Source organism: Novosphingobium sp. 32-60-15 (genome assembly GCF_002280675.1).
Classification (GTDB): Bacteria; Pseudomonadota; Alphaproteobacteria; order Sphingomonadales; family Sphingomonadaceae; genus Novosphingobium.
In genome coordinates this window covers 31,844-45,695 of record NZ_NCEN01000018.1, presented here as the reverse complement: position 1 = coordinate 45,695, position 13,852 = coordinate 31,844, and the positions used below count along the sequence as shown (strand labels likewise).

The window sequence follows — 13,852 nt, the reverse complement described above, 5'->3', positions numbered from 1 at the left end:
CAGAGACGCAGAGAAGAAGTTGAGACGCGAACAGGTCGAGTTTGACGGCGGAGCCGTTTTTCAAGGCTGACCAAGCAGCAATGTGCATGGTCGGACTTTTGGGAGGCCTTGCGGCCGGGACTGCCCCCTCCGCGCCTCTGCGTGAAACCCTTTCACCTACGGCGGAAGGGGCGCGCAACTTGATGAGCCGTATTCCAGCTTTGCAACAAAACGCCAAACCGGTTCAACGCGGCCTGCAGCTTGCCGATTGTCAGGCAGCGATACTGCGTAGCATGGCCTCGCGGACTTCGGTGAAGTCCTGCCGGATTTCCATCAGCTTTGGTCCGTTGAAGCGAGTGACGCAATCAAGGATGGCGCTGCGAGCCGATTGGTACAATTGCACCAAAGCTTGAGCCGTGGGATTGGACATATCAATGCCCATTTGCAACGCGGTAAGCGCAGCCACCGCGCGGGTCAGCGCCGCGCTTTTGGCAGAATTGTCCTGCCGCTCATAAGCGTGAATGGCACGGCCGACAGATCCGATGACCTGTTCAAGGCACAAGTCGACCAGCTGGCGCGAATCCGCGCCACGCACGCGCGCATCAAAATCAACGCGGCGATAAGCTTCCGAAGGGTCGTTGCGGTGGTGCAGCATCAGTTATCGCTCGAATTCCAGGCGTCAATTTGCGCCTTGAGGAAGGAGAGGGTGGATTGCGAACCGGACACCCGGTTGTCCATCACCGCAAAGCGAGAGACGAGGCGCTGGCGCATGTCTTCCTGCTTTTCAGTGAGGGTAGCCGATTTCTCGCTGACCGACTTTTGCAAGGCGGTATAACGCGTGATCGAACTGCCAAGCGAGGCACCGCCCGTGGTCGATGCTGCGGCGCGCGCGATCTTGTCGATCGTGCCAAACACGCCGAACACGCCTGTCGTCCACATGGCACCTGCCGCTTGCGGCTTGTCCTTCAGGGTCTTGGCAAGGCGGTCGGTGTCGAGAATAAACGTGCCGTTGCGTTCAATCTTCAGGCCAAGGTCGCCCAGCGTCGACGGTTCGTCCGAAGCCGCGTTTGGCATGATCTTGGTTCCGGCCAGGGTGATCAGCGCGGTGCGCAATGCGCGGGCGCCGGGATCATTGTTCAGATCGCCGGTGTCCTTGTTCATCGCCGAATTCAACTGCGAGGCAACTTCATTCAGCGCATCGACCAGATCGGTCATCGCGGTTGAAATGTTGCCCGAAGGATCGCTGAAATTGATTGTGGTGGGCGCGCCAATGTTGGTGGCCGTCAGCTTCAGATTTACGCCGGGCACCGCATCGTTGATGGTGTTGCTCTTGCCGGTATAGCTGACGCCGTCGATGGTATAGGCCGAGTCACTGGCGGTGGCCTTCAGACGGGTAAGGTCTGTCGCGGGTGTCCATGCCAGATTGGCAAGGCCGGGATCGCCAACGGTCTCGGTCGCTTCCAGCACGAAGCCGCTGGTTGCGCCTTCCTTGCCCTTCAGCACCAGTTGCGCACCCGCAGTGCCATTGGCGACATAGGCGCTGACGCCTGAGCCCGACGCGTTGATGGCACTGGCCACATCGGCCAGCGTTGCACCGGCGGCAATGGTAATGTCGACCGGGGTCTGAGTGGCGTCAGGGTTGAAGCTGCTGCCCGAAACCGTGCCAAACCGCAGCGTCAGCGTGCCCGACCCCACTGACGATGTTGCCGCCGGGTAGGCAGGCATCAACAACCGTTGCGAATTGGCAAGGCTGGTCACTTCAAGCGAGTACGAACCGCTACCGGTGGCGGTGCCCTTGGTCACACTGGCCACGCCGGCGTTGGTAATCGACGGGTTGACCGCAAGATCACCGGTGCGGATGAGCGAGCCGATGCTGCTCGACAGCGTCGTCATCAGTGATCTGAGATTGGACGCGCTGGAAATTTGCGCGGTCAGCTTTTCCGTCTTGGCGGCAAGCTGGTCCTTGCGGGACGCAAATTGCGCTGCGGCAAGCTGTTCGGCCAATTGCGACGTGTTAATGCCGCTGCCCGCCCCCAGCGACGATATGATCTGGGCGGTTGCCGAGCTCGATGATGTGGCCGAGGTTGTTTCCATGACTATTAGGACGGTTGCGCAAGGCGGGGGTTAAGGCTTGCGACAAGCTCTGGCCGGCCTTCTGCGTCGAACCGCATGTGCATGGGCACATCGATGGCGGGAAGCTCTGGCGTATCGCCGCGTTTCAACGACATGACGAACGCCAGAACGACGGCGACCGCGCTGTACAGGTCTTCGCGGATCACCTGATTTTCGCGCGTGGTGAAATAGACCGAACGCGCAAGCGGCGGGATTTCCAGCGTCGGCACGCCCATTTCTGCGGCAAGCTGGCGCATCGCCAGTGCCTTTTCGCCGCGCCCTTTGGCTAGCACCACCGGCGCAGGCGCAAGTTCGGGGTCATAGATCATGGCCACCGAAAAGTGGCTGGGGTTGGTGATGACGAATTGCGCTTTCAGCATGGCCGACTGGATTGCGCCCATCGCAAATTGCCGTTGCTTCTGGCGGATCGCGCCTTTTTGTTCGGGGGAACCTTCGGATTCCTTGGATTCATCCTTCACTTCTTGCAGCGTCATGCGCAGGCGGAAGAAGCGACGCAGCCACTGGATCGGAAAATCGATCAGCGCGATGATGATCAGGCCATAGGACAGCGCAAAGGCCAGCGACGTGATCGCGTCCCACGCCAGCACCAGTTGCCCGTGAATGTCGCCATGGCCAAAGCTGATCAGCTTCGACAATTCGCCCGACCCCCAGACCCAGGCGATGGTGCCCATCAGCGCCAGTTTGGCCATGCCCTTGCCCAGTTCGATCCAGCCCTGTGCGCCAAACATGCGCTTCAGGCCCGATAGCGGGTTGATCCGCGATGCCTTGGGCGCAAGGTTTGACGGGATCCAGCGCCCGTCCGACATGCCGATTTGCGAGAACACCGACGATGCCAGCACCAGCCCGCCCAGCAGGAACACCGGCGGCAATGCCACGATCATCGCGCCGATCAGAAGCTTGCGCGGGGCAAAATCCTCAATCGATGCGCGGTCGATGATCAATGATGATCGCAGCGTGTCCTGCATCACATCGAACACCCACGGCCCTGCAAACTTCAGCCAGATGGCCCCGACCAGAACGCCAACCGCCGTTGCCAGATCGCGCGAGCGCAAGACGTCGCCATTTTTGGCGGCGTCCTGTTTGCGTTTCTCTGTAGGGGCAAAGGACTTCTCGCCCTCGGTCTCGGCCATGGTTCAAGGCCCCCCTATTGTGCCAGCAGTGCCGCGGCTTGCGCCACGGCAGTTGCGGAAAGGTCGATCATGAAATCGGTCAGCAGCGGGGCTGCGGCTACCATCGCGGTAAGCCCTGCCAGCACACCGGCAGGCAGGCCCAGCGAAAACAGGTTAAGCGCAGGCGCAGAACGGCTGATGATGCCGGTGGTCACCTGGACCAGCAGCAGTATCAGGGTTACCGGCAGCGCAATCAGCAACGCGGTGATGAACATCATGCTGGCAAATTGCGTCATCTGTTCAAACCGTTCGGGCGCAAACCATGCAGAGCCGGGCGGAAATGCGACATAGCTTTCCACCAGCAAGGCAATCCAGTTGAGATGCGCGCCGGTGCCCAGAAAGATGACTGTCAGCACAACCGCAAAGTATTGGCCGAGCGCTGGCGAGCTGGCCCCGCTGACCGGATCGGCCGTGGTTGCCATCGACATGCCCATGCCGCCGCCGATGATTTCGGCAGCCAGCGTCGGCGCGGCAAAGGTCAGTTGCAGCACAAAGCCCAGCGCCAAACCCAGCAACACTTCATTGGCCACGCTCAACATACCGGCCAGAGAGAGCAGGGCAGGCGGCGAGACGACCGGCGTCCATGCGCAGATCAACAGCGCAATCGCGCCTGTCACCACAACGCGCACCTGATAGGGAACAGAAGCCATGCCGAACAACGGGGCAGCAACCATTGCCGCACCAATGCGCGTCATGACAAATACAAAACGCCAAAACTCGGCCTCAAGCGCGCCAAAGCCGAAGTTCATCTGGATCACGGGCTTGCCCTCAGCGGCCGGTCAGCGCGATTTGGTCGAAGATTTCCTTGGTGAAATCGCCAATCAAACCCAGCATTGCGCCGCCAAAGACCACGAACACGACGGCAGTGATCGCCAGCTTGGGCACAAACGTCAGCGTCTGTTCGTTCACCGATGTTGCCGCCTGGATCACGCCGATCACAAGGCCGATGGCCAGCGATGCCAGCAGCACCGGCGCAGCGACCAGCGCGGTAATCCACAACATGCGGTCGGCCAGCGAAAGAAGGGATGCGGTATCTTCCATTGTGGCTATCCAAAGCTCGCGGCGAGGCTGCCCATGAGCAGCGCCCAGCCATCAACCAGCACGAACAGCAACAGCTTGAACGGCAGCGACACGATGGTCGGGCTCATCATCATCATGCCCAAACTCATCAGTACCGATGATACGACAAGGTCGATCACCAGAAACGGCAGGAACAGCATGAAGCCGATCTGGAACGCGGTCTTCAGTTCGCTGGTGACGAACGCAGGCAGCAGGATCGAATAGGGGACATCAGCGGGCGAGGCGAACTTGGGCGCCTTGGCCATGCTGGAAAACATCTGCAGGTCACTTTCGCGCGTCTGGCGGATCATGAAGGTGTGAAATTCACGCCCCCCGTTGATGAACGCCTGCTCTGCGCCAATTTGCCCTGCGGAATAGGGCTGGATGGCATTGGTGTTCACCCGGTCCAGCGTTGGCCCCATGATGAACAGCGAAAGGAACAGCGACAGACCCACCAGCACCTGGTTGGGTGGCGATTGCTGAAGCCCCATGGCCTGACGCAGGATCGAAAGCACGATCAGCACGCGCGTAAAGCTGGTCATCATCAGGACCAGCGATGGCAGGATCGTCAGCAGACCCATGACCAGCAGCAGTTGCAGCGACAGCGACAGCGTACCGCCGCTTTGCGCACCGGCCATTTGCCCGAATGCGCGGTCCAGTGCGCCTGAAAGCGCGGCTGGTTCTGGCGATGGCGGGGTGGCCACCGCAGCCATTGCGTGATGCGGCAACAGCACGATTGCGGTTGTTACAGCGGCGAAAAAGCGCTTCACTGTGCCGCCTCCGCTTCCACCGCGTCCACTACCTCGGGCTTTGGCCGCGCTGGCGCTTCGGCCAGACGGACGATGCCGTTCTTGCCCGCCGAAACGAGGATTTCGCGTCCGTGAAATTCGATTACGGCCAGCCGCATTGTGGGCGAAAGCATCTGGGATTCGATGATCCGGACAGACTTTGGCCCGCTGCCGCCCGAAAACTTGCCTTCCATCCGCTTGGCAAACTTCAAGCTTGCCCATGCCAATCCGCCGATAAGCGGCAGCAAAACCAGCAGCTTAAGGATGTACCAGAACATCAGGCAGCATCCCCTTTGGCGGCCTTTTTGGGCGCAGGCGCAGGGGCTGGACCGGCATCGGGTTCAGTGCCCATCAATTCCACGATGCGCAGGCCAAACCGGTCGCCTTGCGCCACCACTTCGCCGCGTGCGATCAGCTTGCCGTTGACCATTACGTCCAGCAATTCGTCGGTCATCCGGTCCAGCGTGACGATGGACTCTTCGCTGAGCGAGAGCACATCCTTCAGCTTCATCGATGTGCGGCCAAGTTCGACGGTCAGGCGGACGTCGACATCCTTGAGGAAATCAAAACCGCGCGGTTGGAAGGTCATTGGGTCGGGCCTCTCTTGGAATTTGTCAGGAAAGCTGGCTGATCTGGATGGCAACGCGATCATCCAGCGCGCCGATGGAACCATGCGCACAAGGCTTGCCGCCAACGATCAGCGGCACGCTGCGCGCAATCGGCACAGACAGGATTTGGCCCACTTCAAGCGTTGAAATGGTGGCCAGCGGCAAAGCCATGTCCACCAGCACAGCGGTGAGTTCGATGGGCAGTTCGGAAAACGGGGCTTGCGTGGGCAGATTGGGGCCGCGTGAAGGCCGCGCTGGCCGCGTCGTCGCTTCGCCATGGGCAAAGATTTGCGCCAGCGTCTCGATCGGGAAGGCCAGCGATATGCCCCAGGGCATCCTCCCTTGTTCAACCACGTTGAAAGTCAGTCCGGCAACTTGCGTTGAATCCGGCATCGCCTGAAGATTGGCATAAGCCGCCTCACGCCGCACCGCACGGATGGCACCGCCGGTTGATCCGCCCAGCGCCAGCGCCAGACACGTCGCGATGATGTGTTCCACCCGTTCAATCAGCAATTCTGCCGAAAGCGGAAATTCCTTGGGCAATGACGATGGCGTATCGCCGGGGCCGCCAAAGGCGCGGTCCAGCAGGCGCAATACGTTTTCGCCCTCGATCGTCGTCATGAACGGCGCGCTGCCTGCATGGAACAGGCTGTTGGCGGCAAGACGCGGGATCTCCGAACAGAAGTCGGCAAAATCGGTTTGCATCGGCTTCATCGGATTGATCTGTGGTTCTGCCCCGCCCAGCAATGGCGAAAGCGCGCCGCGCAACGTGCGGGCCATGCGCTCGCTCATCCGCGCCAGCGCAGGCACAAGATCGCCTACGCTGGGGCCGGGACGCAGCAGGACCGGGTCATGCCGGGCCAGGGCACGTTCGGCGATGAAGGCGCGCTCGGGTTTCATTGTGGAATGGTGGCTTTCACGGTTTCTGGCACGGTTATTGGACGATGAAGGATTTGAAATAGACGGCATCAACCCCGCCGAACCCTTCGGTGTCGGTCAGGACTTTATTGATGGCCGCTGTCAGGCGCTTTTGCAGGCGGCCTTTGCCGTCGGGAGAATAGACTTCCTCTTCAGGCGTGTCGGCAATCGCAATCAGCACGGCAGAGCGGATCGCCAGTTCGTGCTTTTTCATCCACAGGATCACGCGGTAATCGCGGCGGGTGGATGCAGCGATGTTCACCTGCAACAACCCTTCGGAATCCTTGAGGTTCGATGTGAAATCTTCGGGGAAATTGTAATAGACGGTGCGGAATTCGCTGCCGCCATCGCCTTCGACATCAGCCCCGCCGCCTTCGCCTTCGCCCTCTTTGGCAGCTGGCGCAAAAGGATCGACTTCACCTTTACGGATAAGCTTCGGGTTCTTGTCTTCTTTCACTTCGGCATGACCGCCGCCGCCAATGATGCCGGCAGCAACAAGGCCGAATACGCCGCCGCCACCAACGGCCAGCAAGGCCACCGGAATCATGATTTTCATCATCATGCCGCCGCCCTTCTTCTTTTTGGGCTTTTCTTCCTTGTCGCTCATGCGGGTTCTCTCAAAGTTTGAATGTCACAGATTTCAGGCAAAGACGCCGCTGGACGAGCCGGACTCTTCCTTGCGGCGCAGCGTATCGCGCAATTGCGTTGCGGGGCGTGTCTGCGGGTCAGGGTTCTGGCCCTGATGCTGGCGGCTGCCGTCACGCTGCGCATTGCCACTGGTGTTTGCTTGCGATGACTGGCCGCGCTGGCTGTCTGACGATGTTGCCGTTGATGCCGCTTCGTTCGATGCGGCAACCGCGCGGGCAAAGCCTGGGTCGGCGCTGCTCATGGAAACCTGCATGCCCTTGTCATTCTGGTCAAAGCGCATAGAAACGCGCCCGAAATCTGCATGGGCCAACGAGACGCGCAGCGTGTTGGGCGAGGCATCCTCACGGGCGCGGTTAAGCGTTTCGACCAGCGTTGCAAAATCAACGCGTTCGGCGCGCGGTTCGGCCTTCGCGGTTGGTGCGGCCTCTTGCATGGTTACGGCGTCAGCTGCGCGGGCAATCAACGGCGCGGCAAGATCGGCTGCCATATCGCCCGCCAGATCAGGCAGCGCTGCCTGTTCGCCCGTATCCTTTGCCATCGCGGCTACCTGGGCGGGTGATGTTGGAGCAGTTGCCGCTTCGGTCGCGGTATCGCGCGGTTGTGCAAGATTTTGTGCCAAATTCTGTGCCGGTCCCTGTGCCGGTCCCTGTGTCAACCCTTGGGCCACATCGTGTGTGGTGTTCTGGGCCTGCATAGCAGCAGGCGCTGTGGTGCCAGGACGTGTCTGGAGATCGGCCGCTACGTTCAAGGCGGGAGTGATCTTGTCGACTGGTGCTTGCGGCAGGAGTGGCTTTGCACCCGGCTCCATGTCAATCACTGCGGCTTGCGCAATGGCAACGGCGCCTGCAACCGCGGGCTGATTGCGGCCAGTGTCGGCAATCCGTCCCGGCTTCAGTGAGGCTGCCAGATCTTGCGTATTTTTGGCAGGGTTCGGCACATCAACTTGTACCGTACCTGCGGCTTTGCGTGGGTTGCCGCCATCTGTGCCCTTGGGGGCCAAACGGTCGGGGCTCGCAAAGATGGAGGCGAGGAGCGCCGGGTCTGCCAAGCCTTCCGGGGTGGCTACGGCGCTTTCGGCAACAGGCTCGCCTGGTGTTTCTTCACTCTCGGCGGCAAAAGCGGCAACCGGCATTGCCGCATCCGGCAAAGTTTTGCCGGTTGCCGGTTGCTCTGCCGCCAGACCTGCGGCCTTGGCAAGGATGTTAAGGGCTGCACTTGTGCCCGGTGCAAGGTGTTGTGACTGCGCAGATTGCTGTGCGAGGAGTGCCTCAAAGCCGCCGGTTTGCGGGGCTTCTGCCGGATCGCCGGGGGTTCCGGCGTTTTCCAGCATCACGGCATTGGCCGGAACGGCGGCAGGATTAAGGGCCGATGTGATGGAAAGGCTGGCAGGTTCGAACATCGGTAAGGCTCCGTCGCTTGGGCGTTAACCTTATCTATTCAAGACTCGTGCCAGTTGCCTTGCGCGTGCCTAAGGGTGTTTGCGCATTGGCGATTTTTTGCGCGATGAGGCGGGCCTGCGCATCGGCGCGCTCTTCCACTGCTGCGCGCCGCCGCTCGGCTGCTGCGGCCTCTTGCGCTTTGGCATCGGCAATGACTTTTGCGTTGGCGGCATCGGCGCGGGTGCCGGTGGTGATCCGGTCCAACCCCGCCACAAAGTGCCGCAATTGTTGCAGCGCGTGGGCATCGGGCATGTCTGTGCGGGCGGCATATTCGGCGGCCAGACGCTCGGTCCGGTCCACCAGTCCCTGCAACTGCGTCAGCGTTCCCTCGGCCTTGCCTGCTTCGGCCAATGCCGTGCGCCGCGAAATGTCGCGGATGCGTTCAAGGCGTTTCAATCGCGCCAGCCGCGCGCGTTCGGCTTTCATCAGCCCATCAACCGGATCAGCGCGGCGGTGGCATCATCCATCGGCACGATCTCGCGCTGAGGCTGGCTGATAAAGCCGGTCAGCGCATCGTGCATCACAATCGCCCGGTCCAGCTGCGGATCGGCCCCGGTACGATAGGCACCCATCAGCACAAGATCGCGGTTGGCCTCGTAACTTGCCACCAAGGCGCGGAATGTGCGCGCGGCGGTCTGGTGTTCGGGTGCAGTAATGTCATTCATCACGCGGCTTAGCGATGCGGCAATGTCTATTGCCGGATATTGCCCGCGCTGCGCCAGATCGCGTGACAGCACGATATGCCCGTCCAGGATTGAACGCGCGGTATCCACCACCGGATCGTCCTGATTGTCGCCATCGGCCAGCACGGTGTAAAGCCCCGTCACCGAACCACCACTTTGCGCAGAATTGCCTGCACGCTCCACCAGCTTGGTAATCGTGGCGAGTGACGACGGCGGATAGCCGCGCGCCGCGCCGGGTTCCCCCAGCAACAGCGCAATTTCGCGTCCGGCATGCGCCACGCGGGTCAGGCTGTCCATGATCAGCAGGACGCGCTTTCCCTGTGCGCGGAAATATTCGGCAAGGCTGGTCGCCAGCATCGCGCCTCTGATACGCAAGTTCGGCGCATGGTCGGCAGGGACAGCCACAATCACTGACCGTTCGCGTTTGGAACCGTGCATGTGGCGTTCGACAAAGTCCGAAACTTCACGTGCGCGTTCACCAATCAGGCCCACGATCACCACTTCGGCCTCGGCCCCGTGCGCGATCATGTCCAGCAGAACAGATTTGCCCACGCCTGACCCTGCCATGATGCCGATGCGCTGGCCTATGCCGAACGTGGTCAGCGCATTGAGCGCGCGTACGCCCGTATCAAAGCGTTCACGCACAGGGGACCGGTCCAGCGCGGCAGAGCGGACGCCGCCTGCCGGCCATTCGCGACGGTGATTGATCGGTCCCAAGCCATCGATCGGCTTGCCCTCACCATCAATCGCGCGGCCCAGAAAAGCCTCGCCCACCGGCAACATGCCGGGGCGACCTTCGGGGCGCACTTTGGCACCGGGGCGCAGCAGGACGGGATCGCCCAGCAGCATCATCAGCGTGCGGCCATTGCGAAAGCCGATGGTCTCCGCCGTCAGCGAACCGGACCCGTGCGCGATGCGGCATTGCGTGCCAATCGGCACCGAAAGGCCGGAAACCTCGAGCATTCCGCCATCGCATGCCGCCAAAAGGCCATAGCGTGGCGGGGTGAAATCGGGTTGCGCCAGCGCATAATTGTCCAGCGCCTGTTCAAGCAGGTTCAGCATTGACGTAAAGCCTCGGCAATTGCCAGTCGCCACTGGTCGGGGCCATCCTCAACCCCGCCCGATGCGCCTTCCACCCGCACCGCACCGCGCGTGAGGGTTGCATCGGGGACGAAGTGCCAGTCTTCGGGCAGTCGCGCGGCAACAAGTGCCAGATCTTCAGGGTGCAGGCGGATCACACGTTCATCTTGTGCGCGGGCCAGCATGGCGGCAGCCACTTCTACCCGGCGGACCAATCCATCAGGATCAAGCGCTGCAGGAGCAATGGCGGCCTCGCACAGCGCTTCAACCGTTTCACGCAAGCGGTCTTTCAGATCGGCCTCCATTGCCGCATCCAGCTTGGCAATGGACAATTCAATTTTGGCGCGCGCCATGGCCTCGTCTGCCATCAATTGCGCAGCGGCCTCCTGCGCTTCGCCAAGGCCGCGCGCATAGCCTTCGGCCCAGGCTTCGGCGATGGGATCGTGCGGCTCTGCCTCGTCGGCATCCTCCTCCGGCTCGTGCAGTACGGATGGCGGTGGCGGGCTGGGAGCAGCCACCAGATCCTTGAAAAAGCGGCGATCGTGCGAAAACCCGGCTGATGCACCGCCAAGGTCTGCCAACGATAACGCTCGCAAGGGTTCAGACATAGTCGTCGTCGCCTGCGCCAAATACGATCACGCCTTCTGCCGACAAGCGGCGGGCGGCGGCAACCATGGTCTTTTGCGCCTCGATCACTTCGGCCATCTTCATGCGGCCACGTCCGGCAATTTCATCGCGCACACCATCGGCAGCACGGCTGGACATGGCGCGCAGGAATACTTCGCGCTGGTCTTCGGCAATGCCTTTAAGTGCGGCGATCAAAGCATCGCTGTCCACTTCACGCAGCAGCGCGCCCATCGATTTGTCATCAAGCACATACAAGTGCTCAAACTTGAACATCTCGTTCTCGATGGCCTTGGCCAACTGGCGGTCCTGCTTGGCAATTTCGGGCATGACGCGCTTTTCAACAGTACGCGCCGATGCGTTGATAATATCCGCAGCCTCACGCGGGCCGCCCATGGTGAGCGCCGCTTGCCCATGGCTTTCGCCAATCCGGCGGGTCAGGATTTCTTCCAGCATCGCAATGGCTTCTGCCGCAACCGGCCCCAGCGATGCGATGCGGTGCACGACCTGGCCCTGAATCTCTTCGGGCATCGAATGCAGCACAGCAGCGGCAACTTCGGGATCAAGCTGGACCAGCAGCACGGCAATCGCCTGCGGATGTTCATCACGGATCAGCGGTACGATCACTTGTGGGGTCAGCCAGCGCGCCAGTTCAATCGTCGGCGTTTGTGATTTATCGTCCGGCAAGATGCGCTGCATCATGCTGTCGGCTTTCACTTCGCCCACCGCGCGCGTCATTAACGATCGCACTTGCCCCACGCGGTCATGCGCGATCAGGCCCAGCCGCTCGGTCTTTTCAACAAAGCCTGCAATGGCCTGCGCAATCGCCACCGGGCCAATTTCGCCCAGAGCGCACATCTTTTCGCCCAGCAGGCGCAATTCGGATGGTTCCAGCTGCGCCAGAATTTGCGCGGCCTGATCATCCTCCAGCAGCATCACCATGACGGCGGCGCGCTCGGGATCGGAAATGGTCGGGGCTTCGGCCAGATCGCTCATGCTGCGGCCTCCTCTGCTTCTTCTTCAGGGGTGTTAAGCATCTGCTTCAGCGCGACGAGCGCGTTGTCCGGCTTTTCGACGACCAACCGTTGGGCAAGGCTGACCTGCCGCGCCAGTGCCTCGGGATCGACTTTGCCAGTTTCGGCATTTTGCGCCACTTGTAGTGTTTCAGCCATTTCATCGGCAGAGATCGGCTCGGGCTGTTCCTCGCCTACGCTTTCGCCTTCTACAGCCTCTGCGTCGTCGTCTTCGGCATCATCGCCCTTTTTGTTCTTCTTCTTTTTGTCCTTGCTGTCTTCGGCCACAGCAGGCTCTTTTTTCAGCGCCTTGATCAGCGGGCGTACGCCCAGCAGCAGCACCATCAGTACCGCAATCAGCGCAACGGCATTGCGCAGGATCGTGGCGAACCATGGCGTTTCCCAGAATGGCGCGGCCTCAACTTCGGCAGGCTTGAACGCGCGCACTTGCACGGCTACCTGATCGCCACGCGCGGGGTCGGCCCCCACAGCAGCGCTCACCAGTTGCTTGATCGCCTCGATATCGGCCGGTTTTGCCTTCGCCATCATTTCCTGGCTAAGTGCGACGGCAACAGACAAGCGCTTGATCTTGCCCGGTGTCTGGTTGGAAACCGCCACTTCGCGGCCCAGTTCATAGGTCTTGGTAGAGCTGGATTCGCCATTGCCCCCCGCAGCGGCGGCTGGCGCTGCTGGTGTGCCCACAGGCGCTCCGGCCTGTGCGGTTGTCGCAGGTGGCGGTGTATTGGCAGTAACACCCGGCACGCCTTGTGCGGGGGCAGCCCCTGCTTGTTGTGAAGCGCTGTTCGTTTCCGAACGGACCACGCCCTCTTTCTCATAAGTCTCGCGCGCGGACGTCACTTGATCCATGTCGAGATCGATCTGGATTTCGGACGAGAAGTTGCCATCGCCCAACATTGGCGTCAGCAATTGCGAAACTTGCAGGCGCAGCTTTTCTTCCATGCGCTGTTGCAGTTCCAGCCGGTCGCCATCAACGCCATTGGCCTCTGACAGCAGCCGTCCATGCTGATCGACCACGCGCACCGCATCAATCGAAAGGCCCGGCACCGATCCCGCCACAAGGTTGGTAATCGCGCGTACCTGGCTTTCGGACAATTGCCGCCCGCTCTTCAACTTGACCATGACCGATGCGGTTGGCGCGATATTCTCGCGCACGAACACCGATTTCTCGGGCTCGGCCAGATGGACCCGCACGCCTTCGACGCCGTCAATTTCCATGACGGTCAATTCCAGCTCACGCTCGCGCGCGGCTTTCAGGCGTTGCCCTTCAAGCCCGCGGCTTGCGCCCATCGGCAATTTGTCGAGCATTTGCAGCCCGGTTTCGGGCGTCGCCACCGCGCCATCGGCAGCTGCTGCCATACGCGCGCGATAAAGGTCGTCCTCGCCAACGCTCACCGCGCCGGTGGCATTGTCGATGGTATAGGGGATCGCCGCCTTTTCAAGGCTGGCAACAACTTCGCCGCGCTCGCTATCGGAAAGCTGGCTATAGAGCATGCGTTGCGGGGCAGGGGCCATGGTCATCCACAGCACCGCTGTCAGGCCCGCGGCAGAAACGCCTGCAAACCACGGCAACGTGCGGCGGACGGCCGGTTGGCCCAGAAAAGTCTTCGCGCGGTTGCCGATGCTGCCGCCTGCGGGATCGGTCAGCGCGCCAAAACCAGTAGGTCCGGAAGGATCGGTGTCAGCCATTTAA

General features: G+C 61.3%; 16 protein-coding genes. All 16 read right to left on the bottom strand.

All coding sequences use genetic code 11. The features are described 5' to 3' along the window. Positions 1 to 250: 250 nt before the first annotated feature. From B7Y89_RS12805 to fliF, 16 genes are read right to left on the bottom strand one after another with little or no spacing between them, the layout of a single operon-like run. Entirely contained in the window at positions 251 to 634 is a 384-nt protein-coding gene (locus B7Y89_RS12805; protein ID WP_292938893.1) for a flagellar protein FliS, read from the bottom strand. Continuing rightward, the gene (gene fliD / locus B7Y89_RS12800; RefSeq protein ID WP_292938892.1) at positions 634 to 2,073 is read right to left on the bottom strand and encodes a flagellar filament capping protein FliD; all 1,440 of its coding nucleotides are present in this window, start codon (positions 2,071 to 2,073) and stop codon (positions 634 to 636) included. Before fliD ends, B7Y89_RS12805 begins: the two co-directional genes overlap by 1 nt. 5 nt (positions 2,074 to 2,078) lie before the next feature. Then, positions 2,079 to 3,242: an EscU/YscU/HrcU family type III secretion system export apparatus switch protein gene (locus tag B7Y89_RS12795; RefSeq protein WP_292938891.1), complete on the bottom strand. Its 1,164-nt coding sequence runs from the start codon at positions 3,240 to 3,242 to the stop codon at positions 2,079 to 2,081. Positions 3,243 to 3,256: 14 nt separating this feature from the next. Further along, positions 3,257 to 4,030 carry a flagellar biosynthetic protein FliR gene (gene fliR, locus B7Y89_RS12790; RefSeq protein ID WP_366416171.1) on the bottom strand — a complete coding sequence of 258 codons (774 nt, stop codon included), beginning with the start codon at positions 4,028 to 4,030 and terminating at the stop codon, positions 3,257 to 3,259. Between the two features lie 19 nt (positions 4,031 to 4,049). Beyond that, the gene (locus B7Y89_RS12785) at positions 4,050 to 4,322 is read right to left on the bottom strand and encodes a flagellar biosynthetic protein FliQ (RefSeq protein WP_292938889.1); all 273 of its coding nucleotides are present in this window, start codon (positions 4,320 to 4,322) and stop codon (positions 4,050 to 4,052) included. A gap of 5 nt (positions 4,323 to 4,327) precedes the next feature. Beyond that, a complete protein-coding gene (gene fliP, locus B7Y89_RS12780) occupies positions 4,328 to 5,053 on the bottom strand; it encodes a flagellar type III secretion system pore protein FliP (RefSeq protein ID WP_292938955.1) in 726 nt (241 codons plus the stop codon). A 53-nt stretch (positions 5,054 to 5,106) separates the two neighbouring features. After that, a complete protein-coding gene (locus tag B7Y89_RS12775) occupies positions 5,107 to 5,406 on the bottom strand; it encodes a flagellar biosynthetic protein FliO (RefSeq protein WP_292938888.1) in 300 nt (99 codons plus the stop codon). Beyond that, positions 5,406 to 5,717, bottom strand: coding sequence for a flagellar motor switch protein FliN (gene fliN, locus B7Y89_RS12770; protein WP_292938887.1), 312 nt, complete (start codon positions 5,715 to 5,717; stop codon positions 5,406 to 5,408). The genes B7Y89_RS12775 and fliN overlap by 1 nt, the downstream gene beginning before the upstream one ends. A gap of 25 nt (positions 5,718 to 5,742) precedes the next feature. Then, on the bottom strand, positions 5,743 to 6,636 hold the full coding sequence (locus tag B7Y89_RS12765) for a FliM/FliN family flagellar motor switch protein (protein ID WP_292938886.1): 894 nt from the start codon (positions 6,634 to 6,636) through the stop codon (positions 5,743 to 5,745). A 34-nt stretch (positions 6,637 to 6,670) separates the two neighbouring features. After that, the gene (locus B7Y89_RS12760) at positions 6,671 to 7,261 is read right to left on the bottom strand and encodes a flagellar basal body-associated FliL family protein (RefSeq protein WP_292938885.1); all 591 of its coding nucleotides are present in this window, start codon (positions 7,259 to 7,261) and stop codon (positions 6,671 to 6,673) included. Positions 7,262 to 7,294: 33 nt separating this feature from the next. After that, entirely contained in the window at positions 7,295 to 8,701 is a 1,407-nt protein-coding gene (locus B7Y89_RS12755) for a hypothetical protein (RefSeq protein WP_292938884.1), read from the bottom strand. A gap of 34 nt (positions 8,702 to 8,735) precedes the next feature. After that, positions 8,736 to 9,167 (bottom strand): hypothetical protein, encoded by a 432-nt coding sequence (locus B7Y89_RS12750; RefSeq protein WP_292938883.1) that lies wholly within the window; start codon positions 9,165 to 9,167, stop codon positions 8,736 to 8,738. After that, positions 9,167 to 10,486 (bottom strand): FliI/YscN family ATPase, encoded by a 1,320-nt coding sequence (locus tag B7Y89_RS12745; protein ID WP_292938882.1) that lies wholly within the window; start codon positions 10,484 to 10,486, stop codon positions 9,167 to 9,169. Before B7Y89_RS12745 ends, B7Y89_RS12750 begins: the two co-directional genes overlap by 1 nt. Then, entirely contained in the window at positions 10,480 to 11,112 is a 633-nt protein-coding gene (locus B7Y89_RS12740; protein ID WP_292938881.1) for a FliH/SctL family protein, read from the bottom strand. The genes B7Y89_RS12745 and B7Y89_RS12740 overlap by 7 nt, the downstream gene beginning before the upstream one ends. Beyond that, positions 11,105 to 12,124: a flagellar motor switch protein FliG gene (gene fliG, locus B7Y89_RS12735; protein WP_292938880.1), complete on the bottom strand. Its 1,020-nt coding sequence runs from the start codon at positions 12,122 to 12,124 to the stop codon at positions 11,105 to 11,107. The genes B7Y89_RS12740 and fliG overlap by 8 nt, the downstream gene beginning before the upstream one ends. Continuing rightward, positions 12,121 to 13,848 carry a flagellar basal-body MS-ring/collar protein FliF gene (gene fliF, locus B7Y89_RS12730; protein WP_292938879.1) on the bottom strand — a complete coding sequence of 576 codons (1,728 nt, stop codon included), beginning with the start codon at positions 13,846 to 13,848 and terminating at the stop codon, positions 12,121 to 12,123. The genes fliG and fliF overlap by 4 nt, the downstream gene beginning before the upstream one ends. Between the last annotated feature and the right edge of the window lie 4 nt (positions 13,849 to 13,852).